We start from the raw sequence: 23,687 nt of genomic DNA, 5'->3' as shown, positions 1-23,687 counted from the left end.
TCCGCAAGAGCGGGCTTGGCTGCCCTTGCGGCAGCGCTCTAGCTTCGCGGACAAGCAATCACCGGGAGGAGACAAGGGCCATGGAGTATGAAGAGGTTGTCCGCACGCGCCGCAGCATTCGCGGCTATCTGGACAAGCCGGTGCCGAAGGCGCTGATCCGGGAAATCCTCGAAACCGCCATGCGCGCCCCGACCTCGCTGAACACCCAGCCCTGGAACTTCTATGTCGTCTCCGGCGCCGTGCTCGACCGGATCCGCGAAGGCAATGTCGAACGCAATGTCGCAGGCGTGCCCGATAGCCGCGAGTTCCGCATGGGGCCGGGCTATGAAGGCGTCCACCGCGAGCGCCAGATCGAGATCGCCAAGCAGCTCTTCGCCGTCATGGGCATCGAGCGCCATGACAAGGAGGCGCGCATGGACTGGGTGCTGCGCGGCTTCCGCCAATTCGATGCGCCGGTCTCTATCGTGGTGACCTATGACAAGTCGATTCAGGGCAGCGACATTGCGCCGTTCGACTGTGGCGGCGTGGTGAACTGTATCGTGAACACCGCCTGGAATCGCGGCCTCGGCTGCGTGATCAACTCCCAGGGCATCATGCAGAGCCCGGTCGTGCGCGAGCATGCCCAGATCCCCGACAACCAGGTGATCCAGACCTGTGTCGCGATGGGCTGGCCGGATGACAACTTCCCGGCCAATGCCGTCGTCTCGAAGCGCAAATCCGTCGACGAAGCGGCAACGTTTCTCGGCTTCGAGGACTAGGACTCGTCGGTGAGGTCGGCGGACGTCTGCGCGCCGAGCTTCCAGATCGCAGCAATGAAGACCCCCTTGGCCCGTGGCAGGATGGCAAGACAGAGGCCGACAGCCAGCCCGGCCATCAACAGGGTCACCAGCCACATCGGCATGACGTTCGTCATGAAGGCAATGATCATGAACGGTGCCAGCAGATGGCCCGTCACCAGCAGGGTCAGCCAGGGCGGGCCGTCATCGGCGCGGATGTCACCGGTTTCCAGGCCACACCCGCTGCAGGCCGGCGCCTGCCTCAGATAGCCGGAGAGAAGCCGGCCCACCCCGCATCGCGGGCAACGCAGCTGCACGCCGCGCCAGAGGACGGTCGCCAACTCCGGCTCTTCAAGAGATTTTACGTGCATGAGGTCCCGGAACGGTTTTTCGCGAAAGGGAGTTCTTTGCCCCGTGCGATCCGCCCGCTCAATGCGTGACAGCGCCGCACCGGGTTCCATCATCGCATGATCGGGCTAAACTCACCTCAGGAGGCATCATGGCCTATTCTTTCAAACACGCCGACGAGAGCGTTGAAGCCGGTTTTCGCCGCATCGCAAAAAGCCAGCTTGAAAGCGGCTTGGAAGAATTGCGTGGCGATACGCTCTCGCGGCCGGAAAAGGTCCACCAGATCCGCAAGCGCTGCAAGAAGATGCGCGGCCTGCTCCGCTTTGTGCGCACCGCCTTCGAGGACTATTCCGAGGAGAACAAGACCCTCCGCGATGCCGCCCGCACACTCTCAGGCGTGCGCGACAGCAAGGCTGTCCTGGAATCCCTGAACGATCTCGAACATCATTTTGGCACGGAGCTGAAGAAGGCCGCCCTCGACCCGATGCGCAAACCGCTCGAAAGCCGCCGGGAGGCTGTCGACGAAAGCGAAGTCGAGGAGAAGCTGGCCGATATGCGGCTCATTTTCCGCGAAGCCCTGGAGCGCGCCGAAGACTGGTCCCTGGACGAAACTGGCGCCGACGCCTTCTCCGCCAGCGTCGCCAAGACATATAGCCGGGCGCGCAAGGCGATGGAAAAGGCGCGCAAGAGCGGGAAAACTGAGGATTTTCACGAATGGCGCAAGCGCGTGAAATATCACTGGTATCATGCACGGCTCATCCGCAAGGTCTGGCCGCCCGTGCTCGAAGGCTGGGCCTCGGAAGCCGACAAACTCTCAGACGATCTGGGCGATCACCATGATCTTGCCGTGCTTGTCGAGGCCGCCGAAGACCTGATCCCGGACAAGACCGACACGCTTGAACTCGTCGGGGCCCTGTGTGCCGCGCGCCAGGAAACACTGGCCGAGCGATGCTTCAGGCGCGGCGGCAAGATGTTCGCCGAGACGCCGGACGCCTTCGCGGCGCGCTGGACGAAATATTGGGACCTGGCCGCCTAGGGGGCTTCAGACCTTACCGCTCATCGCGCCGCGCATGACACAGAGGCGCTTGGAGAGATTGCCAGGCTCATTCGTTTTTCCGTAGATCCGGCGAAGGCGCAGATGCGCGATGGCCGGGCGTATCGAAACCGGCGCCTGCGGGACAACCGGACCATAGCCAACCTTCTCGCCGCGCCTCAGGGCCGCCACATGCGGGGCAAGCGAGGCGATGTGCCGGCCCCATCCATGCGCATCCGCCAACACCTGGGCAGCTGTGGCCGTCAGCAAGGCTTCGGGTTGTTGAGCCCGATCGGCATCTTCGAAGGCATCCTCATAATGGTCGACGAGACGTTTGAGCGCGTCGAGGCGGTAGCGATCTTCCGCCAGCATGTCGGCCAGGGCACCGACAACCTCATGCTCACGCGGTTTCTCGCCCTTCTCGAACGCTTCCAGGGTATCGCGCCACCACTGAAAACGGATCGCCCCCAGCCCCGGTTCGGTCACGACCAGACGGACGCGGGCAAGCTCCCAGGCAAAGGCATAGAGTGCTATAAGGGCCCGGCGCTCCGGTTTGGGGGCATAGCGGGACGAAAGCCAGCGATCCTCATCGCCGTTTCGCATGCGCTCATCAATATTTGCCCAAATTTCAGGGCTTGTAAGGGTGGCAGAAGCTGGCATGGAACCCATATGAACCGCGACGCGCTACAAAACTAAATATACTCAACACAAAAGGAGCGACCCTTATGGCATTTGAACTTCCACCCCTGCCCTACTCCCGAGATGCGCTGGCACCACACATCTCAGAAGAGACGCTCAATTACCACTACGGAAAACACCATCAGGCGTATGTGAACAACCTCAACAAACTGATTGAAGGCACCGATCACGAAAACGCCCCGCTTGAGCAGATCATCAAGGACGCCGCCAAGGATTCCTCCAAGGCCGGGCTCTTCAACAACTCCGCCCAAGTCTGGAACCATACCTTCTACTGGCACTCGATGAAGCCCGGTGGCGGCGGCAAGCCGACCGGCGCGATTGCCGACAAGATCGATGCCGATTTCGGCTCGTATGACGAGTTCGCCAAGCAGTTCAAGGCGGCAGGCGGTGGCCAGTTCGGGTCCGGCTGGGCTTGGCTCGTCCTCAAGGGCGGCAAGCTGGAAATCCGCAAGACGCCGAACGCTGAAACCCCGGTGACCGAAGATGGCGCCACCCCGCTGCTCACCATGGATGTGTGGGAACACGCCTACTATCTCGATTATCAGAATTCGCGTCCCGGCTATATGGACGCCTTCATCGACAATCTGATCAATTGGGACTTCGTGAACCAGAACCTGGCTGATGCAAGCTAGTCAAAAGAACGCCTGAGAATATTCAAAATCAGGCCGGGCCCGCTTCTTCCGAGAAGCGGGCCTTTTTCGTTTTCGGGGCCGGGGCGCCCGTCACCACACTGTCCAGCCCCCTTTCGCACCTGCAAAAAATAGAGTATGGCAGCGCCAATATGTTCTTCCGGGCATGGAAGCGCCCGGGCCTGCTGCCATCCGGGCAGTTATCCGAGCGATATAATTCCACCACCCGAAAGAGAAATTTTTTGACTGAAAAACAAGACGATCTGCCGAAAACCACGTTTGCTGCGCTGGGGCTCGGACCGAAAATCCTCGAGGCCATCGAAGAGGCGGGCTACGATTCGCCCACCCCGATCCAGGCCCAGGCGATTCCGCATGTCCTGCTCGGCGGCGACGTAACCGGCATTGCCCAGACCGGCACCGGCAAGACGGCCGCCTTCGTGCTGCCGATGATCCACCGCCTCGAACAGGGCCGCGCGCGTGCCCGCATGCCACGCACCCTGATCCTCGCCCCGACGCGCGAACTCGCCGCCCAGGTCGCCGAAAACTTCGAGAAGTATGGCAAGAACCTGAAGCTCGAAATGGCGCTCCTCATCGGCGGGGTCTCCTTCAAGGAGCAGGAACAGAAGCTGATGCGCGGCGTCGATGTCCTCATCGCCACGCCGGGCCGCCTGATCGACCAGTTCGAGCGCGGCAAGATCCTGCTGACCGGCGTCGAGATTCTCGTCATCGACGAGGCCGACCGGATGCTCGACATGGGCTTCATCCCGGACATCGAAAAGATTTGCGCCCTGCTGCCGCCGCGCCGTCAGACGCTGCTCTTCTCGGCGACCATGCCGCCGGAGATCAACAAGCTCGCCCAGCGCTTCCAGAAGGATCCGAAAAAGATCGAGGTTGCCCGCCAGGCCCAGACCGCTGAAACGATCAAGCAGTTCGTAATCAAGATCGGCCGCGACGACGACAAGGCCAAACGCACGGCGCTGCGGCGCGCAATCGAAACGCGCGACGTCAAGAACGGCATCGTCTTCTGCAACCGCAAGCGCGAAGTCGATATCGTCACCAAGTCGCTGAACAAACATGGCTTCGATGCCGCCGCCATCCATGGCGACCTGCCGCAAGCCTACCGTACGCAGACGCTCGACCGCTTCCGCGAGGGCGACCTGAAACTGCTGGTCGCCTCAGACGTCGCCGCGCGCGGTCTCGACGTGCCGGATGTGAGCCACGTCTTCAACTATGCCCCCCCGCCCAAGGACGAGGACTATGTCCACCGCATCGGGCGTACCGGCCGGGCCGGCCGCAAGGGTGAAAGCGTCACCATTGTCGGCCCCGACGACGAAAAGTCCTGGGCGGGCGTGATGAAGATGATCCAGACCGATGTCGAGGAACTGATGCCCGAAGGTCTGGCCGACGAACTCGAAAACCTGCCGGAAGACACTGGCGGTCGTCGGGGTCGTGGCGGACGCCGCGGCAGTAGCAGCCGCAGCGGCGACAGCAAGGGCGGACGCTCCCGCGGGGGACGCAGCCGCAACAAGCCCCGCGAGGAGGCACCGGCTGAAAGCGCTCCGGCAGAGGAAAAGCCCTCGAGAAAGCCGGCCGCTAAATCCGAGGACAAACCCGCAAAAGCCGACAAGCCGAAACCCTCGCGAAATGAGGGCCGCAAGGGCTCCGGCAAGGACCGGAAGCGCGGCAAGGACGAGCTGGAACCCGCCGCCGACGGCGTGCGCGGCTTCGGCGGCGACATCCCGGACTTCTTGAAGCGGTAGGGCTCGCTCTGCCCCAAACCTCTGATGTGACAGTTTCAATTCAGGTTGATCCCCTCAGCACCTGAGGCTAAGCCTTTTCGTCGTGGAAAGACGGAGGGGCCCCGTGAGATCTGTAATCGTTGCAATGGCGGGGCTTCTGTTCGGCCTGTCCGGCTCTGCGCTGGCTCAAACTGTCCATCCCCCTATCGAAGCGTATGGTCGACTCCCATCCGTCATTGACGCGCAAATCTCACCCGACGGCCAACGGGTCGCTCTGCTGACATATGCCGACGATCACAGGGAGGTTCAGGTTTATGACCTGGAGGCAAAAGCCTATACGCATGCCTTCGACGCACGGGACCTTGAAACCAATTATATTCGCTTCGGGGATCCCGACCACCTGCTGCTCATGGCGTCAGCCCCTGCAGGGCCTCAAAGGTCTTGGCAAAGGCGCATGGAGATCGCGGCGGTCATGGTTCTCAATCTCGCCAATGGCAAGACAATCGGCCTGCTGTCGCGTGAAGACCGCATTCTGCCCTACCAGCTCGACCTGAGTTACATTGTTGGCCGACTCGACAACGGCCAGCTTCTGATTCCCGCCTTTGTTGGCAATAAGGGCGGAGCCATTCGCCGGAACCTGCTTCGCGCCGACCCTGATTCCGGCCGAGGCTTTACGCACGGTATAGGCGAAGCCGACACCTACGACTGGTTCGTCGATCGAACGGGTGCGCCGCTAGTGCGTGAAAGCTATGACTTCGAGACCCATCAATTTGCCCTGCAAGTGAAAAACGGATCAGCCTGGCGGACGTTTTACGAGCAGTCCGATGCGCGCGAATATCCTATGTGGACGGTTGCCGTTACTGAGAACGAGGATGGCCTCTACTTCCGTGACTATCTGGAGCAAACCCGTCGCTATGACGAGCTGTCGATCATCCGGTTTGACGGAAGCATTGAACGCGGCGTGCTGAAAAAGGACGGCCACGACATCGAGCGCGTTTATACCGATACCAACCGTCATGCACTGGGAGTGCGATACTCGGGGAGTAGGCCGACCTATGCTTTCGTAGATGAACGGCTGGACGCCAACTACACGCAGCTCAGCCGGAATTTGCCAGGAGCCACGATCACCATCGATTCCTGGTCGGATGATCGCAATCGGGTGCTCTACCGGATCTTTGATGGTCGCCAGGCTGATTTCTGGCTGCTCTATAACAGCAAGACCGGCAAAGCCATGAAGCTCGCCTCGACCAGAAAGGACATCCCGCCTGAAGCCGTTGGGCAGGTTTATTCCATCAACTATCCCGGCGAAGACGGAACTGTCCTGACTGCCACCGTGACCGTCCCGCCGGGCAAGACGATCCAGGCTGGCTCGAACCTGCCAATGGTCGTCCTGCCGCAAACCGGCGCGATCGTCAGAGAGTATGGCGACTTTGACTGGATGGCCCAATTCTTCGCAAACCGAGGCTATCTTGTCTTGCAGCCGACAATGCGTGGTACAGCCACCTTTGGCGGAGCTTACATTTCATCCGGCAACACGCTGGAAGACACATTCCAGGTGGCGGATATCGCCGCTGGCGTGACGGCCATGATTTCTGATGGCATGGCGGATGCGGACCGCATATGCATCCTCGGCGTGGGCAATAACGGCTTTACGGCCTTGATGGGCGCCGCCCTTGCCCCGGATCTTTATGCCTGTAGCGCCGCTTACGGCCCGGTCACTGACATCATCACCCTGATGAAGGACTACCGGGAACGCTATATTGACGACCAGCTCGTTGCGAGCTGGCAACGAATTCTGGGTGAGACCGATACGGAGACCCTGGGGTCATCATCGCCCATAGGACATATTGAGGACTACGCTGCGCCCATCCTTCTCATCCATGGGAAAAACGACCTGATCGTTCCGCCAGACCAGAGCCAGCGCATGTACACGGCGCTCAAGCAGGCCGGCAAGCCAGCAACTCTTGTGACGCTAGACAAAGGTGACCATAGCCTCAGCGAAAGCGACCCACGGCTGGAAACCTTGAAATCGCTTGCCGCCTTCGTGGACTCGCATACCGGCGCATCCGCCGCTTCATCTGGCCAATAAGGCCGCCTACTTCTTGATGCGGCCCTGGACCTGTTTGCGGTATTTCTCGCCATAGGGCGGGCGCACCATGGCGAGCAGGTCAGCCCCCACTTGGGTATAGACCGACTTGCGGTGGCTGAATTCCCTGAACCCATCGACCCCGTGATAGCTGCCCATGCCGGAGGGACCGACGCCGCCAAAGGGCAGGTCTTCCTGGGCGACATGGAAGAGTACGTCATTCACCGTGACGCCGCCTGACGTCGTATTGTTGAGCACATAGTCGCGCTCGCTGGCATCCTCGCCGAAATAATAGAGACCGAGCGGACGGGCATGGGCGTTGACGTAGCCCACCGCATCCTGGGTCGAGGTATAGGACTTGATCGGCAGGATCGGCCCGAAGATCTCATCCTGCATCACCTTCATGTCATCGGTCGGGTCGACAATGATCGTCGGCGGGATCTTGTGATGCGGCTGCTGGTCGAAATGCTCGTCCTTCGGATTGATCTCGACAATCTCCGCGCCCTTGGACTTCGCGTCCTCGAGATAGGATTGGAGCCGGTCGAAATGGCGCTGGTTCACGACCGATGTGTAGTCGTTATTGTCCTTCAGGCCTGAGGGAAACATCGTCTCGACGGCACTGGTCGCGGCCCGGACAAAATCCTTCGTCTTGTCCTTCGGGACGAAGGCATAGTCCGGCGCCAGACAGATCTGGCCGGCATTCAACGTCTTGCCCGCCATGATGCGCTTGGCGGCCTTGTCGAGATCGGCGGACTCCCCGAGGATGACCGGCGACTTGCCGCCCAGCTCCAGCGTCAGCGGCACGAGATTGTCGGCGGCCGCCCGCATGACATGGTGGGCAATGGAAGTCGCGCCGGTGAAGATGATGTGGTCGAACGCTAGGCCCGAAAAAGCCGCGCCCACATCCGGCCCGCCGGTAACGACGGCCACCTCTTCCTCGGAATAATAGTCGGCAAAAAGCTTCTTCATCAGCTCCGAGGTCTGCTCGGTAAATTCCGACGGCTTGATCATGGCACGGTTGCCGGCCGCGAAAACGCCGGCGAGCGGGGTGAAGGTCAGGTTCACCGGGAAGTTCCACGGACTGATCACGCCGATCACGCCCTTGGGCTGGTGGTGAATGCGCGCTTTGGCACCGAACAGGTTGAGCGGGAACTCCGCGCTTCTCTTTTCCGGCTTCATCCACTTCTTGAGGTTCTTTTTCGCGAACTTCAACGCGCCAATGGAGCCGGCAATATCGGTAAAATCCGACTGGTCGATGGAGCGATGACCGAAATCGGCATTCATCGCTTCGCTGAGTGCGGTGCGATGGGTAACGAGAAGGTCAATGGCCCGGTCGAGCCATTCAACCCGCTGCTCGGCAGAGGGGATGCCATCGCGCAAATGCGCGGCCTTCTGCTTTGCCAGAATGGCGTTCATGTCATTCGGACTTGCGGTATCCAGTGCCATCGAGACCTCCCAGAAATTGTATTATTCATGCTATTCTACCGGATAATCCGACCAATCCAAAGATTGCCCCCACGTCACGGTTTTCTGCCGGGGAGAAGCAGATACATTCGCGGAGAAATTGCGAGAGGAACTTCCCGATGAGCTTCGAAAAGATCACCTATACCGTCGAAGACGATATCGCCGTCATCGCCTTCAACGACCCGCAGACGATGAACGCCGCCGGCGTCGACACGATCGACGAAATGAGCCTGGCCCTTGAAAAGGCCGGCGACGAAGCCCGCTGTACCATCATCACCGGGAACGGCCGCGGCTTCTGCTCGGGCGCCAACCTGTCCGGCAATATGGGCGGCAGTGGCAAGTCCCAGCGCAAGCCGGATGCAGGCCGCGAGCTCGACCGGCTCTACAACCCCTTCATCAAGGCCATCCGCACCCATCCGCACCCGGTGATCACCGCCATCAATGGCGCGGCTGCCGGTGTCGGTTGCTCGATCGCGCTGATGGGCGACTTTATCGTCGCCGCCGAGAGCAGCTACTTCCTGCAGGCCTTCCGCCGCATCGGCCTGGTGCCGGATGGCGGCTCGACCTACCTGTTGACCCGTGCCATCGGCCGAGCCCGGGCGATGGAAATGACGCTGTTCGGAGAGAAGATCCCGGCCAGCCAGGCGCACGACTGGGGCCTGGTTAACCGCGTGGTCGCCGATGACAAGCTGATGGACGAAGCGAAGAATTACGCCCGTCAGCTGGCCGAAGGCCCGACGACCGCGCTTGCGCTGATCCGCGATCTCGTCTGGGAGGCGGAGGATAATGACTTCGACAGCCAGCTTCAGGCCGAACGCTTTGCCCAGCGCACAGCCGGACGTTCGCCGGACTTTGCCGAAGGGGTGAAAGCCTTCCTCGAAAAACGCCCGGCCGACTTCAAGAAGGTTTAAACGAGGGTCTGTGCGCGGTGGGAGAGAAGCATCGCCACGGCTTGCCCGTGGTGCCCATCTCCCGCCGGTGCGACGGGATCAGATCATCAGAAATGGATCCCACGGCCGAGCCGTGGGAGAACACCACTTGAATCACGTCTCAGTGTCGTGTGAATCCTCGCTCACCAATCGATGGCCGCATAGACCAGCTGCTGGAATTGCGGACGGATCGGATAACAGCCCGACGGGATCATCTGAGTGGCCTGGATGGCGATCAGCTCTTCCTCATAATCGATCCAGAAGAAGGTGTTGGCGAGGCCGCCCCAGCTGAACGTGCCGAGCGAACCCGGCTGCATCGACTCGGCGACATCAGTAATGACCGAGCCCCCGAGCCCGAAACCATTTCCCTCCATGCGCGCTTCGGAAAACGTCTTGTCGCCCATCGCCTTGATGGTCCGGTTTTCCGGCAGGTGGTTCTTGCGCATGAACTCGATGGTCTTCGGGCTGAGCAGGCGCGCCCCCTCCAGCGTGCCGCCATGCAGCAGCATGAGACAGAAACGGTGATAATCCCTAAACGTCGAGACAAGCCCCCCGCCGGCATTCAGAAGCGGCGGCTGTGAGCGATATTGCTTTGACTCCGCCCCCGCCCCGTCGCTCAACGTTACTTTCCCGCTGACAGGGTCCTTGCTGTAGCAGGCCATGAGCCGGTCGAGCTTGCCTTCCGGCACATAAAAATCCGTATCCGGCATATTGAGTGGCTCAAAAATCCGCTCACGGAAGAACTCATCCAGTGTCTGGCCTGAAGCCACCTCGACAATCCGGCCGAGCACATCGGTCGAGTGCCCGTAATTCCAGCGCGTTCCCGGCGAGAAGAGCAGCGGCAGCTTTGCCAGACGCACGCACATCTCTTCCAGCGTCTCGTCCGGGCGGGCGATCTTTTCGCGCCGGTAGAGCGCATCGACCTCATGCTGCATCAGGAAGCCATAGGTCAGCCCCGAAGTGTGCGTGAACAGGTCGCGCACCGTCATCGGCCGTGTCGGCTTGCGGGTCTCGTAATCGTCGATGGTCCCCTTCACCCACACCTCGGTGTCGGCAAATTCGGGAATATAGCGCGCGACCTCATGATCGAGCCGCAATTTTGCTTCCTCGAACAGCATCATCGCAGCCACCGAGGTGATCGGCTTGGTCATGGAATAGATGCGGAAGATCGTATCCGGAGTGATCGGCTGGCCACCATCGAGCTGCGTCTTGCCGCGATAGGCTTCATGCACGACCTGACCATTACGCGAGACCAGAGTCGCCATACAGGGCAGCTTGCCCGAATCGAGATAGCTGCCGGCAAAGTAATGCGGAATCGCCGCCAGGCGTTCTTCGTTCAGCCCGACATCGGCCGCGGTGATTTCATCCTGAATGGTCATTTGCCCCATCGCCTTCAAAACCCGTCAATGCCTACAATTGATCAGCGTTGGCTGCTTTCATCAATTCCCGGGCGATCACGATCTGCTGAATCTGCGAGGTGCCCTCATAGAGCCGGAACAGGCGGACATCGCGGTAGAAGCGTTCGATGCCATAATCGGTGATATAGCCCGCCCCGCCAAAGACCTGCACGGCGCGGTCGGCAATCCGCCCGCAGGCCTCCGTTGCAAACAGCTTGGTCGACGAGGCCAGCATGGTGACCCCCTCGCCGGCATCGCGGCGCCGCGCGGCATCGAGAATCATGCAGCGTGCGGCATAGGCGTCCGCCTGGCTGTCGGCCATCATGGCCTGGATCAGCTGGTGCTGGGCGATCGGTTTGCCGAACTGCTCGCGCTCCATGGCATAATTGACCATTTCCTTGATCAGCCGTTCCGAGGCACCTGTCGCCACGGCGGAAATGTGCAGACGCCCCTTGTCGAGCACGCTCATCGCGACCTTGAAGCCCTCGCCTTCCTTGCCGATCATGTTCTCGGCCGGCACGCGGACATCGTCGAAGATGACGTCGCAGACATGCGCGCCCTGCTGGCCCATCTTCTTTTCCGGCTGGCCAACGCTGAGGCCCGGCGTGTCGCGCTCGACGACGAAGGCCGAAACGCCCTTCGCGCCAGGTTCATCCGGGTTGGTACGCGCCATGACGGTGAAGAGGTTCGCCTTGTTGGCATTGGTGATGTAGCGCTTCGTGCCGTTCAGGACGTAATGATCCCCATCTCGCACAGCCTTCGTCTTGAGACCGCCAGCGTCGGACCCGGCTTCCGGCTCCGTCAGGGCAAAACTGCCGATCAGCTCGCCCGAGGCGAGCCCCGGCAGCCATGTCTCTTTCTGCGTCTCCGTGCCGAAGAGGACGAGCGCCTGACTGCCAATGCCGATATTCGTGCCCACCACGGACCGGAACGCCGGCGAGGTGCGCCCAAGTTCCAGCGCGACAAGGCATTCGGTTTCCATATCGAGGCCAAGCCCGCCATACTCCTCCGGCACGGCCAGGCCGAACAGGCCGAGCTCTTTCATCTCATCGACGATGTCCTGAGGCACCTCATCGGTCTCGCCAACCTGCGCCTCAAGCGGGATGCAGCGTTCAGTCACGAAGCGGCGCACCTGCTCGATCAGCGCCTGACGGATTTCGGCATCAAAAGCCATGAGAGTCTCCTATCACCATGTCTGTAACATACGCTTTGAAAAGGATTCTGTCGAACCGCAAGACTGGTGCGGTTGGCGGGATGGGGTGAGCCGCGCTAGATGGGGCGAGCAAACAGATGGGAGGCTTCATGGTACCGGAAACACAGGTGGAGAATGGTGAATTCGCAGGCTGGTCGACCTGGCCGGAAGAACCGTTCGAACATGACGCGGCGGGCCCCTTCTATTTTCGCGTCGACGAGAAAGGCCCCGTGGCCGCCTTCCGGGCGAAGCGCAAGCACATGAATGCCGGCGGCGTCGTGCATGGCGGTTGCCTGATGGCCTTTGCCGACTTCTCCCTCTTCGCCATCGCGCATGAGCATATCCAGGATTACGGTGTGACCGTCGCTTTCAATTCCGAATTCCTGTCAGGGGCGCCGGAAGGCGCCTGGATCGAGGCACGCGGCGAAGTGCTGCGCGCCGGGCGGTCGGTCATCTTCGTCCGCGGGATCATTACGGGCGACGGCAAGCCCTGCCTCAATTTCTCCGGCACGCTGATGCGCAAACCGAAACGAAGCGCTTGAGGCATGTTTCCTTCTCAGGGAACGAAGCGGGCCCGGGTGTCGTTATGCTCGCATGAAACATCATGCGATCCTGATTGCGTCCGCCACAGCTCTTCTCACCGCCTGCGGCCCGGGAAATTCCGGCGCCCCGCCGCCATCTGCGAGTGACGATGTCACAGACCCGGCCCCGCAAGGTCCGGCCACGAGCGACAGCGCCGACGAAGCCGCTGCTGACGCTGAAAACACCGGGAACAGCGAGAATGGCGATTCCGAGCCGTTCGAGACGGCACAGTCCGAATTCGACATCCAGGGCGCGCTGTCGGGCTCCGTTGCCGAAGGCGAATGGTTCACCCAGCCGAACTGGACCGGCTTTGGCCCGCCAAACAGTGAGGCCCTCTTCATGGTCCGCTGCGGGGAATATGGCATGATCCGCCTGACCCGCATGACGGACATCGATGAGAGCCAGCCGGCCCGCGCCGTCATCGCAGCCGGCAATGAAAGCGAAGAAGGCTACTGGAAAGCCGAGCAGGACGCCGAACTGCCCTCCGCCGATTTCGAGATCTATGCCGAGGCCCCGGTCTTCGACGCCATGATGGACGCCGACAAGATCGCCGTGCTGACCGATGGCAAACCGGCGCTTGTCATACCCGGCGATCCGCAACTCGATGAGCAGATCGATTCCTGCCGCAACCAGGGCTCGGGCACGCCGTAAGACTTAATAGCTCTTCGGCAAACCGAGTACGCGTTCGGCGATAAAATTCAGGATCATCTCACGGCTGACCGGTGCGATACGTGCCAGCATGGCTTCGCGCATATAACGCTCGACATGATATTCCTTGGCATAGCCCATGCCGCCATGGGTGAGCACGGCCGTCTCGCACGCCTTGAAGCCGGCCTCGGTGCCGAGATATTTCGCGGCATTGGCTTCAGCCCCACAATCGACGCCTTCATCGTAAAGCCCGGCCGCCTTGTAGGCGAGCAGTTCGGCGGCCTTGAGTTCGGCCCAGCTCTTGGCAAGCGGATGCTGGATGCCCTGGTTCTGACCGATGGGCCGGCCGAAGACGACGCGGTCCTGCGCATACTGGGCGGCTCGCTCAATCGCGGCAAAGCCGAGACCCACCGATTCCACCGCGAACAGGACGCGCTCGGGATTGAGACCTTGCAGCAGGTATTTGAAACCGGCCCCCTCTTCGCCGATCAGATGCTCCTTCGGCACTTCGAGCCCGTCGATATAGAGCATGTTACACTCAACCGCCTTGCGCCCCATTTTCGGGATCGGTTTGGCGTCGATCTTGGCGCGGTCGAGGTCGGTATAGAAGAGCGACAGGCCGAGATAGGGCTTGGAACACTCTTCCTTCGGCGTTGTCCTCGCAATGATGAGGATCTTGTCGGCGCGCTGTGCGCCGGTCGTCCAGATCTTGCGGCCATTGATCGTGTAGCCGGTATTGGTCCGCTCGGCGCGGGTTTCGAGGCTTGATGTGTCGAGCCCGGAATTCGGCTCCGTCACGGCAAAGCACATCTTTTCTTCGCCGGAGATGATTTTGGGCAGGTTTTCCTGCTTCTGTTCGGCATTGCCGAACTTCTCCAGCGGCTTCGGCCCGAAGATATTAAGGTGGATCGCCGAGGCGCCGGAAAACCCAGCGCCAGACCGCGTCACCGTCTGCATCACAATGGCGGCTTCGGTGAGGCCAAGGCCGGCCCCGCCATACTCTTCCGGGAAAGCCACACCGAGCCAGCCGCCCTGAGCCATGGCATCGCAGAAGGCTTCCGGCCAGTCACCGGTCTCGTCCGTCTTTGCCCAGTATTCCTCATCGAACTGGCGGCAGGTCCTCTCGACAGCGTCCTGGATCGCAAGCTGGTCTTCGCTCATCTGGCCAATGGAATGCATGCGTTCTTTCCTCCTGTCGCGAGCCTTTTACCTAGCCCCCGTGTGTTACACGTCCAGCGTCAGGCCGTCGCCCCTGACGCTGGGGAGGGGGCAAAATCTGTCGCATCGGGGGCGTGCGGAGCCCCTTCGACAAGGTCGGCAATCCGCCGCGCGGTCGCCGGGGCCAGCAGCACGCCGTTGCGGTAATGCGCCGCCGCAACGAAAGAGCCATCCGGGCGCGCACCAATGAGCGGCAAGCCCCCCGTCCGCATCGGACGCAGCCCCGCCCAGTGTTCCATGATGCGCGCCTGGTTCAACGCCGGCAGCACGGCACGGGCCGCGGCAAACAGTCTCTCGGCCTCTTCCGGGCTTGCGCCTTCATGGCTGAAATTCTTCTCGCTGGTGGCCCCGATCACGATGCGATCGGGCTTGGGCACGATGTAGCCGGAGCCGAACCGAAGGACGCGCTCAGGCCCATGCGGCAGCGGAAACAGGGCGAGCGCCTGGCCCTTCACCGGGGTCTCGACCTCCGTCTCATCGACACCCCGCGCCCAAACGACCCGGTCGAAAGGCCGCTCGCCTTCATGATCCTTCAGCTGCTCGGCCCGGTCGATGCGGGCATTCACGAAGACCGCCCCCGCCTGCCCGAGAAAGCGCCGCATCACGCCCAGCAAGCGACGGTTATCGACCTGATGGTCTTCCGGCAGGGACAGCCCGCCCAGAACGTCCGGCGAAAGCCCGGCCCGCTCGTAGAGCTCCGCCGGCGTCAGCCAACGCACGGCATGTCCGGCCTGGCTCAGCCATTGTTCCAGCGCCTCGAGCTTCTCAAGCTCTGCCGCCGTGCGCGCCAGCGCATAGGTTTCCTGATCGTCATAGCCAACCGGCAAGCCGGTTTCGCGCTTCAGATAAGCTGCGAAATCGCCCCATAGCGTGGCACTTTCGAAGCAGAGCCTCGACAGCGGTGTTTCCGGACCACCCCCATCCAGCATCAGCTCATAGGCCGGCGCAATCATCCCCGCAGCCGCCCAGCTCGCCGACTGGCGTGGGCTACCCGTATCGAAGATGCTCAGCCTGTGTCCGCGCCGGACCAGTTCGCAGGCGCAGGCCAATCCGATAACCCCACCACCGATCACGGCAATGTGTTGAGCCGTCGATTTTTCTGACACTTGATTACTCATAAAGGCTATCTAGGCGAGGCGGATGGGCTTGAACAGCACTCCCCTTGCAAGCGCGTCAAGCAATCACACCTGAAACGGCCCGACACACCCAGTTGCGATTGCTTCTCATTTGTGATTTAGCCACTTCATGTCCGATCTCATCAAGAAATTTCCGCTCTTCGCCGTTGCCGCCTTTGCGGTTGCGTGCTCTCCGTCCACGCCGGCTTCCGAGTCCGCCTCGCAGGAGGGCGCTGCGGAAACCGAGTCTGCCGCTGCATCTGACTCAAAGCCGGAATCCGGTGGAACGCTGCGGGTCTATTCCGCCCGTCACTATGATTCCGACCGGCTGATGTATGAGGCCTTCGAGGACGAGACCGGCATCCGCGTGCTTTATCGCGAAGCCGGGGCCAACCAGCTGCTGCAAACGATGAAGGCCGAAGGTGCCCGCAGTCCGGCCGACCTGATCATTGCCTCCGATGCCGGCGCGCTCTGGCGTTTCGAGGATGCCGGGCTGACCCAGGCCCTGCCGGACGGCGAAATCGAAGCGCAGATCCCGCCGCGCCTGCTCGATGAGAAACGCCAATGGATTGGCCTCTCCCAGCGGGTGCGCGGTGTTGCCTATGACCCGGAACGCATCAATCCCGAACAGGTCGATGAATGGATGGATCTGGCCGACCCGGCCCTTGAAGGCGAGATCTGTGTGCGCTCGTCCACCAATGTCTACAACCTCTCGCTGATGGGCGAGATGATCGAGCGCTGGGGCGCCGACCAGGCGCAGGCCTGGGCCGATGGCGTCGTCGCCAATATGGCGCGCGATCCGCAGGGCGGCGATACAGACCAGATTGAAGGCGTAGCCGCGGGCCTCTGTAGCATCGCCATCACGAACCACTATTATTGGGTGCGCATGGCCGAGAGCAGTTCAAATTCTGCGAGCGAAGCAGCAGAGGCATCCACGCTCATCTTCCCGACCTTTGGGCCCGACACTGGCGCGCACGTGAACATTACCGGCGTCGCCATTGCGGCCCATGCCGAGAACAAGGATGCCGCCATCAAATTCATCGACTGGCTCTACACCCCGCACGGCCAGGCGCTGCTTGTCGATTTCACCAAGGAGATTCCGGTCAATCCGGAAGCCGAACGTCCGCAGGGGCTCGACCGTATCCCGGAGTTCACCGACAGCGACATGAGCCTGAGCGTCTTCGGCGAACATCAGGCCGAGGCCCAGCGCATCTTTGACGAGGCTGGCTGGGACTAGGCATAAACGCTCGATGCAGCAGCTGGCACTCACACGACATCCCATACGGCTGACATCCATCGGTCTGACGACGCTTGTCGCCGCCGGACTGATTGCGGCGCCAGTCCTCGTCGCCTTGCTGACCGGCTTCTTTACCGGCGGCGGGGAGACGTGGAGCCATATCGTCTCCACCCAGCTTCTGGGCTATACGTGGCAGACGCTGGTCGTGCTTTTCTTCACGACGCTGCTCATCCTGCTCTTTGCCGTGCCGACGGCGTGGTTTGTCAGCCTGTATGACTTCCCGGGCCGGAAGGTCTTTGAATGGGCACTGATCCTGCCCCTGGCGGCACCCGGCTATGTGCTCTCTTACGCGTGGGCCGACATCACGAATGTGGCGGGGCCAGTCCAGTCTCTGCTGAGAGACATGACCGGCCTGTCGGCGCGCGACTACTGGTTTCCGAGCCTCTATGGCGCGCCGGGACTCTCCTTCGTCATGGCATGCGCCCTCTTCCCTTACGCCTATCTGACCGCCCGCGCGGCCTTCTCGAACCTGTCGCTCTGCACCATCGAAGCCGCGCGCAGCCTTGGCGCCTCGCCAGCGCGCATCTTCTTCCAGGTGGCCCTGCCGGCGGCCCGGCCAGCCATTTTTGCCGGGCTCGCCCTCGCCCTGATGGAAACGGCCGCCGACTATGGCGCCGCCAGCTATCTCGGCGTGCAGACGCTGAGCGTCGGCATCTTCCGCGCCTGGCACAGCTTTAGCGAACCGGCCGTCGCCGCGCGCCTTGCCTTCCTGCTGATTCTCATCGCCTTCGGCCTCCAATTCATCGAACGCGCCGCCCGGGGGCGAGGTGGCACGCAGCAGACGGCCACCCGCTGGCGCACCCCGCGCCGGCGTACCCTCGACAGGCGCACCGGCCTGCTCGTGACGGCAGGCTGTACGGCAGTCCTGCTGCTCGCCTTCATCTTCCCGGTGAGCCGCCTGATCTGGGTCAGCGCGGAAACGGGGCTTGGCCATGGCCAGATTCTGAGGCCTTTCCTGAACTCCCTGACACTGGCCTTTGCCGGCTCAGTCCTGGCTTTCGTGCTGGCGCTGACCGTTGTCATCGGCGCGCGCCAGAACCGCTTCAGCCAACTGATCGGGCGGATCGCCGCCGGCGCTGGCTATGCCGCACCGGGTATCGTGCTGGCGCTCGGCGCGCTCTTTATCCTGTCCTGGACGAGCTTTTCGGTCGCTGGCCCGGCCGCGCTTGTCTTCCTTGTCTGGATCTATGCCAGCCGGTTTACCGCCGCCGGAGCCGAACCGCTCAGCGCCGCCTTCTCGCGCGCACCGGCCAGCCTCGGCAATGCCGCGCGCAGCCTGGGCGCCAACCGCTTCCAGCGGCTCATCCGCGTGGATCTGCCCGTCGCCATGTCAGGCGCGGCGGCCGCCTCCATCATCCTCTTCGTGGAGATGCTGAAGGAACTGCCCGCCACGCTGATGCTGCGTCCCTTCAACTGGGACACGCTGGCCGTGCAGGCGCACGCCTATGCCATCGACGAACGCCTGGCGGCTGCGACCTTGCCGTCCTTGCTGATTACTGCAGCCGGGCTTGGCCCTGTCATCCTTCTCTCGCTACAGCTGACCAAAGCAGGTGAATCAAGAGCAGCTGGATGAGCGACCACAAATCCCTTCGTGCGATAGGCGTCTCGCGCGTCTATGACGGCAAGGCTGTCGTCAATCAGGCTTCGCTCACCCTCGAGCCCGGCAAGATCACCGCCCTGCTCGGCCAGTCGGGCGCGGGCAAGTCGACGCTGCTGCGCCTGTTTGCAGGCCTTGAGCCGGTCGATGCCGGCGAGATCCGGATCGGGGACACGGTCCTCTCCTCGGTCTCGAAGCATGTACCGGCCGAAGAACGTGCCATCGGCCTCATCTTCCAGGATTTTGCCCTTTTCCCGCACCTCAATGCGATCGACAATGTCGGCTTCGGCCTGAGCCGGATGCAAAAGACGGCCCGACGCAAGCTTGCCGCCGAATGGCTTGACCGGCTGGGCCTCGCCCATCGGGCCAAAGCCTATCCGCATCAGCTGTCGGGCGGCGAACAGCAGCGCGTTTCGATTGCCCGGGCGCTTGCCGCCCAGCCGGTTGCCATCCTGATGGACGAGCCCTTTTCCGGCCTTGATGTGACGCTGAAATCGGAAGTCCGTGAGATCGCCCTGGATGCAGTGAAGGAAGCCGGCATTCCCGCCCTGCTCGTCAGCCATGATGCCTTTGAGGCGATGCGCGACGCTGACCGGATCGCCGTCATGAAAGATGGCATCATCCTGCAGGAAGCGACACCGGAATATCTCTACCTGAAGCCCACTTCGCTGCCGGCCGCGCGCGCCCTCGGCCCGCTGACATCGGTGGCCCGCAAGGACATGCCAGACACCTGGAAAGCCCAGCTGCCGGAGGCGGAAACCTATTGCCTGCGCCCGGAAGCCCTGCGCCTGGTCCATGAGGACGGCGTGGCAATGACAGTCGTCTCTTCGAAACGCACCTCGACCGTCATCGAACTGGAGCTGCAGCTGAACGACGCGACGACGATCAGCGCCATCGGCATCGGGGCGAACCGCCCGGCACCGGGCGATACCGTGCAGGTCGCCCTGTCACCGGAATTCGCCTTTACCCTGCCTGCCGACAGCGCCTGACAATTTTGTTATAGCCTGCAGTGACGTCTCGCATTCGCCGCAATCCTTCACTAGTGTTGCAGGAAAGTCACTCAAGGCCCGTCCATGTCCTTCAACGTTCTGAAAGCGGCTTTGGCCGCCTGTCTCGCCCTCGCTGTTGCGGTCGGGGCATCCGCACAGAGCATCATCCGGGATGCGGAAATCGAGACCACGCTGCGCGATTGGTCCGATCCGATCTTCGAGGTCGCCGGTCTCAATCCCGAAGACGTGGACATTGTCATCATCAATGATCCCGAGCTGAACGCCTTTGTTGCAAACGGTCAGAAGGTCCACCTGCACACCGGCTTGCTGATCGCCGCCGAAACGCCCGGACAGATCAAGGGCGTGATCGCGCACGAAACCTGCCACATCGCCTGTGGCCACACCGTGTCGCGCACACGCGCCGCCGATGTCGCCTCCCGCCCGGCCCTGGTCTCCATCGGTCTCGGCGTGCTGGCCATTGCGGCGGGTGCCGGCGACGCGGGTGCGGCCCTGATCGCCAGTTCGCAACAGTTTGCCGCGCTGAACTTCTTCGTCCACACGCGTGCCGAGGAAGGCCAGGCCGACGCTGCGGCCGTGAGCTATCTTTCAGAGCTCGGCCAATCGCCGGCCGGTCTTGTCAGCTTCTTCGAGAAGTATCGCTACCAGGAAGTGCTCTCGAACGCGAAGCGCTTCCCCTATTTCCGCTCGCACCCGCTAGCCTCCGACCGGATCCGCACCACCCGCCAGCTGGCCGAGGAAACCGGCCTGATGGATGTGCCGCCGGACCCAAAGACCCAGCGCCAGTTCGACCTGATGCAAGCCAAACTGATCGGCTTCCTCGAACCGCTGGCCCGCGTCTATCAGAAATACCCCCGCGGCGATGACAGCGAAGCGGCCCGCTATGCCCGGGCGATTGCCTCCATGCAGGCATCCGACCTGGCCGGGACGCTGAAAGAGGTCGATTCCCTGCTCGATGAGTTTCCGGAGAACCCGTACTATTGGGAACTCAAGGGCCAGGCCCTGTTCGAAATGGGCCGGGCCGCCGATTCTGTCGCCCCGCACGCCAAGTCGCTTGAATTCCTGCCCGGCCAGCCGCTGCTGCTCATCAACTATGCCCGCTCGCTCATCGCACGCGATGAGGATGGCGACGTGAAAAGGGGCGAAGAGGCCCTGCGCGATGCGCTGATCGAGGAACCGAACAATTCCTTCGCCTGGTCGCAGCTTGCCATTGCGCTGGAAAAGCAGGACCGCCGCGCCGAAGCCGAACTCGCCACCGCTGAGTCGGCCTATCACATCAAGAATTATCCCCGCGCCTACATCTTCGCGAGCCGGGCGCTTGAGAATCTGCCGCCGAATTCACCGGAAGCGCGTCGCGCAAACGACATCCGCAATGTCACCGACCCGGCGCTTCCCGAGAATGAGGATTACTGGCGCCGGCGCGGCTAAGTGCCTCCGGCACAATCACGCAATTGTCAGCACGATCTGCATCCCCCATTGATGCAAGATCAATCTTTGTCGACTAGATAGCCGCAACCCATTTAGCTTGCCCATATTCCGCATCTTGCCTCTCAGGAGTCACCATGACCCGAACCGCTCTGCTTTCCTTCATGCTCGCAACGACCGCGCTGGTCCCCGCCTGCGCTCAGGGCGACGTCGATACGACCGACAAGGAAGCGATCGAGCAGATCGTGCACGATTATATCGTCGAGCATCCGGAAGTGATCGAAGAAGCGCTGATCAAGCTCTCTCAAAAGGCCGATGAGCGCGATGCTGCCGCCAAGCGCGATGCCATCGCGGACAATCAGGACGCGCTCTACAATCATGAGGGCGACTATTCCATCGGGCCGGAAGATGCAGAGGTGACGGTGGTGGAGTTCTTCGATTACCGCTGCGGCTTCTGCAAACGCTCGCTCGAATGGGCAACCGGTCTGCCGGAAGCGTATGACGGCAAGGTCCGTATCATTCTGAAGGACTTCCCGATCCTCAGCCCGGAGAGCGAAAAGGCAGCGCTGGCGGCGCTGGCCGCAGGCGAACAGGGCAAGTATGCCGAGATGCACAAGGAACTCATGCAGCTCGACAATGCGTCCGGCTTCGATCCGGAAGACATTGACGAAGCTGCCGAACGCGCCGGCGTCGATGTCGCGAAAATGCGCGAGGACATGGAGCTGCTGCGGCTGCAGAAGGTCATCGCCGACAATAAAAGCCTCGGGCGCAAGCTCGGCGTTGACGGCACACCGGCTTTCTTTGTCGGCGAGAAGCATGTCGTCGGCGCGAATCAAGCCGCCGTGGATGACGCCATCGAAGCCGCCCTCGAGGGCGAGGCCGGCTGATTCGCCAACGCCTCGGGCTAGATAAGCCCGGCCAGCGGTGAGGATGGATCGGCATAGCGCTTGCGGCCCATCCGCCCGGCCAGATACGCCTCTCGCCCGGCGATGACTGCATGCTTCATGGCCTTTGCCATGCGCACAGGATCCTTTGCTTCGGCGATGGCGGTGTTCATGAGGACACCATCACAGCCAAGCTCCATCGCCATGGCGGCATCCGAGGCTGTGCCGACGCCGGCATCGACGATCACCGGCACACGGGCATTCTCCACGATGAGCCGGATATTGAGCGGGTTCTGGATGCCGAGGCCAGAGCCGATCAGCGAGCCGAGCGGCATAATCGCACAGCAGCCGGCTTCTTCCAGTTTCTTGGCATAGACCGGATCGTCAGAGCAGTAGACCATGACCTGGAAACCATCGGCGATGAGGGCCTTGGCCGCGCTGAGCGTCTCTTCCATGTCCGGATAAAGCGTCTTCTGGTCCGACAGGACTTCCAGCTTCACCAGATCCCAGCCGCCTGCCTCGCGTGCCAGACGAAGGGTGCGCACCGCCTCGTCGGCGGTGAAGCAGCCCGCCGTGTTCGGCAGGTAGGTGTATGTCTCCGGCGATACGTGATCCTGCAGACGATCCTCATCCGGATTGGACAGGTTCACCCGGCGCAGCGCCACCGTGACCATTTCCGCGCCGGCAGCCTCGGCGGCCTCGGCATTCTGGGCGTAGGACTTGTATTTGCCGGTTCCGATGATGAGGCGCGAATCGTATTCACGCCCGGCGATGATGAGTTTGTCGGTCATCTCGATTCCTGAAGAGTTTCAGCCGCCGCCCACAAACTGGACGACTTCCAGGCGATCTCCCTCCGTAAGGGACGTCTCGCCATGTTTGGACTTGGGAACGATTTCCCGGTTGAGCTCGATCGCAATGCCGCGCGGATCGTCGGTCAGCTGTGCGACAAGGTCGCTGACGCGCGCACCGTCCTTCAGCTCCAGCGGGTCTCCATTGACGAAAACTTGCATTGGTCTGTGCTCCGTGGCTGGCGAATGGCTTGCCTTGGCTTGAGAAGCAGCGCAAGAACCAACGCCATGACAAAGCCGATTTATGTATTGAACGGCCCCAATCTCAACCTCCTGGGCACACGTGAGCCGGAGATTTACGGGCACGATACGCTGGATGACATCCGCGACGCCCTGCTCGAACGGGTAGACGGGCGCACGCTGGAGTTCCGGCAGACCAATTCCGAAGGCGAACTGGTCGACTGGGTGCAGGAAGCGTCCCGGGACGGCGCCGCGATCATCCTGAATGCCGGCGCCTACACCCACACCTCCATTGCACTGCACGATGCACTGCGCGCTTGCACCGTACCGGTCATTGAGGTTCACCTTTCCAATCCGGCGGCACGAGAGGCCTTCCGGCAGACAAATTATGTGGCGCCCGCTGCGACAGCGACGATTGCAGGGCTGGGCCCGCGCGGTTATCACGTCGCACTAGATGCCGCGATAAGAATGACAGCTTGAGGACACCTAATTCATGAGCACGGCAAAGAACGGCCTCGATACAGGTCTTGTCAGAGAACTCGCTTCGATCCTCCGCGACGCCGATCTGGGTGAGCTTGAGGTCGAGCATGAAGG

Annotated in this window: 23 protein-coding genes; 14 read left to right on the top strand and 9 right to left on the bottom strand. The window is 61.9% G+C overall.

Annotated elements, in window-relative coordinates:
- Positions 1 to 80 precede the first annotated feature (80 nt).
- A complete protein-coding gene (locus B8784_RS02030; protein WP_084395958.1) occupies positions 81 to 758 on the top strand; it encodes a nitroreductase in 678 nt (225 codons plus the stop codon).
- On the opposite strand, the gene B8784_RS02025 is transcribed toward B8784_RS02030, so the two are convergent.
- Positions 755 to 1,147: a DUF983 domain-containing protein gene (locus B8784_RS02025; RefSeq protein ID WP_158085545.1), complete on the bottom strand. Its 393-nt coding sequence runs from the start codon at positions 1,145 to 1,147 to the stop codon at positions 755 to 757. The two genes, B8784_RS02030 and B8784_RS02025, sit on opposite strands and share 4 nt — an antisense overlap.
- 128 nt (positions 1,148 to 1,275) lie before the next feature.
- On the opposite strand from B8784_RS02025, the gene B8784_RS02020 reads away from it, so the two are divergent.
- The gene (locus B8784_RS02020) at positions 1,276 to 2,160 is read left to right on the top strand and encodes a CHAD domain-containing protein (RefSeq protein ID WP_084395956.1); all 885 of its coding nucleotides are present in this window, start codon (positions 1,276 to 1,278) and stop codon (positions 2,158 to 2,160) included.
- Between the two features lie 6 nt (positions 2,161 to 2,166).
- Here B8784_RS02020 and B8784_RS02015 read toward each other — a convergent pair whose 3' ends face one another.
- Positions 2,167 to 2,760 carry a squalene/phytoene synthase family protein gene (locus B8784_RS02015; RefSeq protein WP_158085544.1) on the bottom strand — a complete coding sequence of 198 codons (594 nt, stop codon included), beginning with the start codon at positions 2,758 to 2,760 and terminating at the stop codon, positions 2,167 to 2,169.
- Positions 2,761 to 2,882: 122 nt separating this feature from the next.
- Between B8784_RS02015 and B8784_RS02010 the strand changes: the two genes are divergently transcribed.
- From B8784_RS02010 to B8784_RS02000, 3 genes are all read left to right on the top strand, one after another.
- Positions 2,883 to 3,488, top strand: coding sequence for a superoxide dismutase (locus B8784_RS02010; protein ID WP_084395954.1), 606 nt, complete (start codon positions 2,883 to 2,885; stop codon positions 3,486 to 3,488).
- A gap of 239 nt (positions 3,489 to 3,727) precedes the next feature.
- Positions 3,728 to 5,245, top strand: a complete 1,518-nt coding sequence (locus B8784_RS02005) for a DEAD/DEAH box helicase (protein ID WP_233355924.1) — start codon at positions 3,728 to 3,730, stop codon at positions 5,243 to 5,245.
- Positions 5,246 to 5,348: 103 nt separating this feature from the next.
- Positions 5,349 to 7,313 carry an alpha/beta hydrolase family protein gene (locus B8784_RS02000; RefSeq protein ID WP_143435252.1) on the top strand — a complete coding sequence of 655 codons (1,965 nt, stop codon included), beginning with the start codon at positions 5,349 to 5,351 and terminating at the stop codon, positions 7,311 to 7,313.
- A 6-nt stretch (positions 7,314 to 7,319) separates the two neighbouring features.
- Here the strand turns inward: B8784_RS02000 and B8784_RS01995 are convergent, their stop codons facing one another.
- Positions 7,320 to 8,756: a coniferyl aldehyde dehydrogenase gene (locus B8784_RS01995; protein ID WP_084395951.1), complete on the bottom strand. Its 1,437-nt coding sequence runs from the start codon at positions 8,754 to 8,756 to the stop codon at positions 7,320 to 7,322.
- A gap of 137 nt (positions 8,757 to 8,893) precedes the next feature.
- Between B8784_RS01995 and B8784_RS01990 the strand changes: the two genes are divergently transcribed.
- Entirely contained in the window at positions 8,894 to 9,685 is a 792-nt protein-coding gene (locus tag B8784_RS01990; RefSeq protein WP_084395950.1) for an enoyl-CoA hydratase/isomerase, read from the top strand.
- Between the two features lie 161 nt (positions 9,686 to 9,846).
- Here the strand turns inward: B8784_RS01990 and B8784_RS01985 are convergent, their stop codons facing one another.
- Together B8784_RS01985 and B8784_RS01980 are read right to left on the bottom strand one after the other, a co-directional pair.
- Positions 9,847 to 11,082, bottom strand: coding sequence for a serine hydrolase domain-containing protein (locus tag B8784_RS01985; RefSeq protein WP_084395949.1), 1,236 nt, complete (start codon positions 11,080 to 11,082; stop codon positions 9,847 to 9,849).
- Positions 11,083 to 11,113: 31 nt separating this feature from the next.
- Positions 11,114 to 12,274 (bottom strand): acyl-CoA dehydrogenase family protein, encoded by a 1,161-nt coding sequence (locus tag B8784_RS01980; RefSeq protein WP_084395948.1) that lies wholly within the window; start codon positions 12,272 to 12,274, stop codon positions 11,114 to 11,116.
- Between the two features lie 128 nt (positions 12,275 to 12,402).
- Between B8784_RS01980 and B8784_RS01975 the strand changes: the two genes are divergently transcribed.
- Both B8784_RS01975 and B8784_RS01970 read left to right on the top strand, forming a co-directional pair.
- Complete coding sequence (locus tag B8784_RS01975; RefSeq protein WP_084396181.1) at positions 12,403 to 12,834, top strand: PaaI family thioesterase; 432 nt, start codon at positions 12,403 to 12,405, stop codon at positions 12,832 to 12,834.
- A gap of 52 nt (positions 12,835 to 12,886) precedes the next feature.
- Positions 12,887 to 13,525 (top strand): hypothetical protein, encoded by a 639-nt coding sequence (locus tag B8784_RS01970; RefSeq protein WP_084395947.1) that lies wholly within the window; start codon positions 12,887 to 12,889, stop codon positions 13,523 to 13,525.
- A gap of 3 nt (positions 13,526 to 13,528) precedes the next feature.
- Here the strand turns inward: B8784_RS01970 and B8784_RS01965 are convergent, their stop codons facing one another.
- Both B8784_RS01965 and B8784_RS01960 read right to left on the bottom strand, forming a co-directional pair.
- Positions 13,529 to 14,683: an acyl-CoA dehydrogenase family protein gene (locus B8784_RS01965; protein WP_143435262.1), complete on the bottom strand. Its 1,155-nt coding sequence runs from the start codon at positions 14,681 to 14,683 to the stop codon at positions 13,529 to 13,531.
- A gap of 77 nt (positions 14,684 to 14,760) precedes the next feature.
- Positions 14,761 to 15,846 carry an FAD-dependent oxidoreductase gene (locus B8784_RS01960; RefSeq protein WP_158085543.1) on the bottom strand — a complete coding sequence of 362 codons (1,086 nt, stop codon included), beginning with the start codon at positions 15,844 to 15,846 and terminating at the stop codon, positions 14,761 to 14,763.
- A gap of 139 nt (positions 15,847 to 15,985) precedes the next feature.
- Between B8784_RS01960 and B8784_RS01955 the strand changes: the two genes are divergently transcribed.
- The 5 genes from B8784_RS01955 (at position 15,986) to B8784_RS01935 (ending at position 22,068) form a co-directional block, all read left to right on the top strand.
- Positions 15,986 to 17,092, top strand: coding sequence for an extracellular solute-binding protein (locus B8784_RS01955; RefSeq protein WP_084395944.1), 1,107 nt, complete (start codon positions 15,986 to 15,988; stop codon positions 17,090 to 17,092).
- Positions 17,093 to 17,105: 13 nt separating this feature from the next.
- Positions 17,106 to 18,725 carry an ABC transporter permease gene (locus B8784_RS01950; protein ID WP_084395943.1) on the top strand — a complete coding sequence of 540 codons (1,620 nt, stop codon included), beginning with the start codon at positions 17,106 to 17,108 and terminating at the stop codon, positions 18,723 to 18,725.
- On the top strand, positions 18,722 to 19,738 hold the full coding sequence (locus B8784_RS01945) for an ABC transporter ATP-binding protein (protein ID WP_084395942.1): 1,017 nt from the start codon (positions 18,722 to 18,724) through the stop codon (positions 19,736 to 19,738). Before B8784_RS01950 ends, B8784_RS01945 begins: the two co-directional genes overlap by 4 nt.
- Positions 19,739 to 19,822: 84 nt before the next feature.
- On the top strand, positions 19,823 to 21,184 hold the full coding sequence (locus B8784_RS01940) for a M48 family metalloprotease (RefSeq protein ID WP_084395941.1): 1,362 nt from the start codon (positions 19,823 to 19,825) through the stop codon (positions 21,182 to 21,184).
- A 134-nt stretch (positions 21,185 to 21,318) separates the two neighbouring features.
- Positions 21,319 to 22,068, top strand: coding sequence for a DsbA family protein (locus B8784_RS01935; protein WP_084395940.1), 750 nt, complete (start codon positions 21,319 to 21,321; stop codon positions 22,066 to 22,068).
- Positions 22,069 to 22,085: 17 nt separating this feature from the next.
- On the opposite strand, the gene B8784_RS01930 is transcribed toward B8784_RS01935, so the two are convergent.
- Together B8784_RS01930 and thiS are read right to left on the bottom strand one after the other, a co-directional pair.
- On the bottom strand, positions 22,086 to 22,856 hold the full coding sequence (locus tag B8784_RS01930) for a thiazole synthase (RefSeq protein WP_084395939.1): 771 nt from the start codon (positions 22,854 to 22,856) through the stop codon (positions 22,086 to 22,088).
- Between the two features lie 18 nt (positions 22,857 to 22,874).
- Positions 22,875 to 23,075: a sulfur carrier protein ThiS gene (gene thiS, locus B8784_RS01925; protein ID WP_084395938.1), complete on the bottom strand. Its 201-nt coding sequence runs from the start codon at positions 23,073 to 23,075 to the stop codon at positions 22,875 to 22,877.
- Between the two features lie 66 nt (positions 23,076 to 23,141).
- On the opposite strand from thiS, the gene B8784_RS01920 reads away from it, so the two are divergent.
- A complete protein-coding gene (locus tag B8784_RS01920; protein ID WP_084395937.1) occupies positions 23,142 to 23,573 on the top strand; it encodes a type II 3-dehydroquinate dehydratase in 432 nt (143 codons plus the stop codon).
- Positions 23,574 to 23,687 lie beyond the last annotated feature (114 nt).

Origin of the sequence: Henriciella aquimarina (assembly GCF_002088975.1) — a bacterium.
Lineage (GTDB): Bacteria > Pseudomonadota > Alphaproteobacteria > Caulobacterales > Hyphomonadaceae > Henriciella > Henriciella aquimarina.
Note: the sequence above shows the minus strand (reverse complement) of the source record. Positions and strands in the feature narration are given on the sequence as shown.

Bases quoted from the DNA above. Each gene is read 5' to 3' on its own strand.
- B8784_RS02030 (WP_084395958.1), top strand. From the start codon at position 81: ATGGAGTATGAAGAGGTTGTCCGCACGCGCCGCAGCATTCGCGGCTAT.
- B8784_RS02025 (WP_158085545.1), bottom strand. From the start codon at position 1,147: ATGCACGTAAAATCTCTTGAAGAGCCGGAGTTGGCGACCGTCCTCTGG.
- B8784_RS02020 (WP_084395956.1), top strand. From the start codon at position 1,276: ATGGCCTATTCTTTCAAACACGCCGACGAGAGCGTTGAAGCCGGTTTT.
- B8784_RS02015 (WP_158085544.1), bottom strand. From the start codon at position 2,760: ATGCGAAACGGCGATGAGGATCGCTGGCTTTCGTCCCGCTATGCCCCC.
- B8784_RS02010 (WP_084395954.1), top strand. From the start codon at position 2,883: ATGGCATTTGAACTTCCACCCCTGCCCTACTCCCGAGATGCGCTGGCA.
- B8784_RS01995 (WP_084395951.1), bottom strand. From the start codon at position 8,756: ATGGCACTGGATACCGCAAGTCCGAATGACATGAACGCCATTCTGGCA.
- B8784_RS01990 (WP_084395950.1), top strand. From the start codon at position 8,894: ATGAGCTTCGAAAAGATCACCTATACCGTCGAAGACGATATCGCCGTC.
- B8784_RS01985 (WP_084395949.1), bottom strand. From the start codon at position 11,082: ATGACCATTCAGGATGAAATCACCGCGGCCGATGTCGGGCTGAACGAA.
- B8784_RS01980 (WP_084395948.1), bottom strand. From the start codon at position 12,274: ATGGCTTTTGATGCCGAAATCCGTCAGGCGCTGATCGAGCAGGTGCGC.
- B8784_RS01975 (WP_084396181.1), top strand. From the start codon at position 12,403: ATGGTACCGGAAACACAGGTGGAGAATGGTGAATTCGCAGGCTGGTCG.
- B8784_RS01970 (WP_084395947.1), top strand. From the start codon at position 12,887: ATGAAACATCATGCGATCCTGATTGCGTCCGCCACAGCTCTTCTCACC.
- B8784_RS01965 (WP_143435262.1), bottom strand. From the start codon at position 14,683: ATGAGCGAAGACCAGCTTGCGATCCAGGACGCTGTCGAGAGGACCTGC.
- B8784_RS01955 (WP_084395944.1), top strand. From the start codon at position 15,986: ATGTCCGATCTCATCAAGAAATTTCCGCTCTTCGCCGTTGCCGCCTTT.
- B8784_RS01950 (WP_084395943.1), top strand. From the start codon at position 17,106: ATGCAGCAGCTGGCACTCACACGACATCCCATACGGCTGACATCCATC.
- B8784_RS01945 (WP_084395942.1), top strand. From the start codon at position 18,722: ATGAGCGACCACAAATCCCTTCGTGCGATAGGCGTCTCGCGCGTCTAT.
- B8784_RS01940 (WP_084395941.1), top strand. From the start codon at position 19,823: ATGTCCTTCAACGTTCTGAAAGCGGCTTTGGCCGCCTGTCTCGCCCTC.
- B8784_RS01935 (WP_084395940.1), top strand. From the start codon at position 21,319: ATGACCCGAACCGCTCTGCTTTCCTTCATGCTCGCAACGACCGCGCTG.
- B8784_RS01930 (WP_084395939.1), bottom strand. From the start codon at position 22,856: ATGACCGACAAACTCATCATCGCCGGGCGTGAATACGATTCGCGCCTC.
- thiS (WP_084395938.1), bottom strand. From the start codon at position 23,075: ATGCAAGTTTTCGTCAATGGAGACCCGCTGGAGCTGAAGGACGGTGCG.
- B8784_RS01920 (WP_084395937.1), top strand. From the start codon at position 23,142: ATGACAAAGCCGATTTATGTATTGAACGGCCCCAATCTCAACCTCCTG.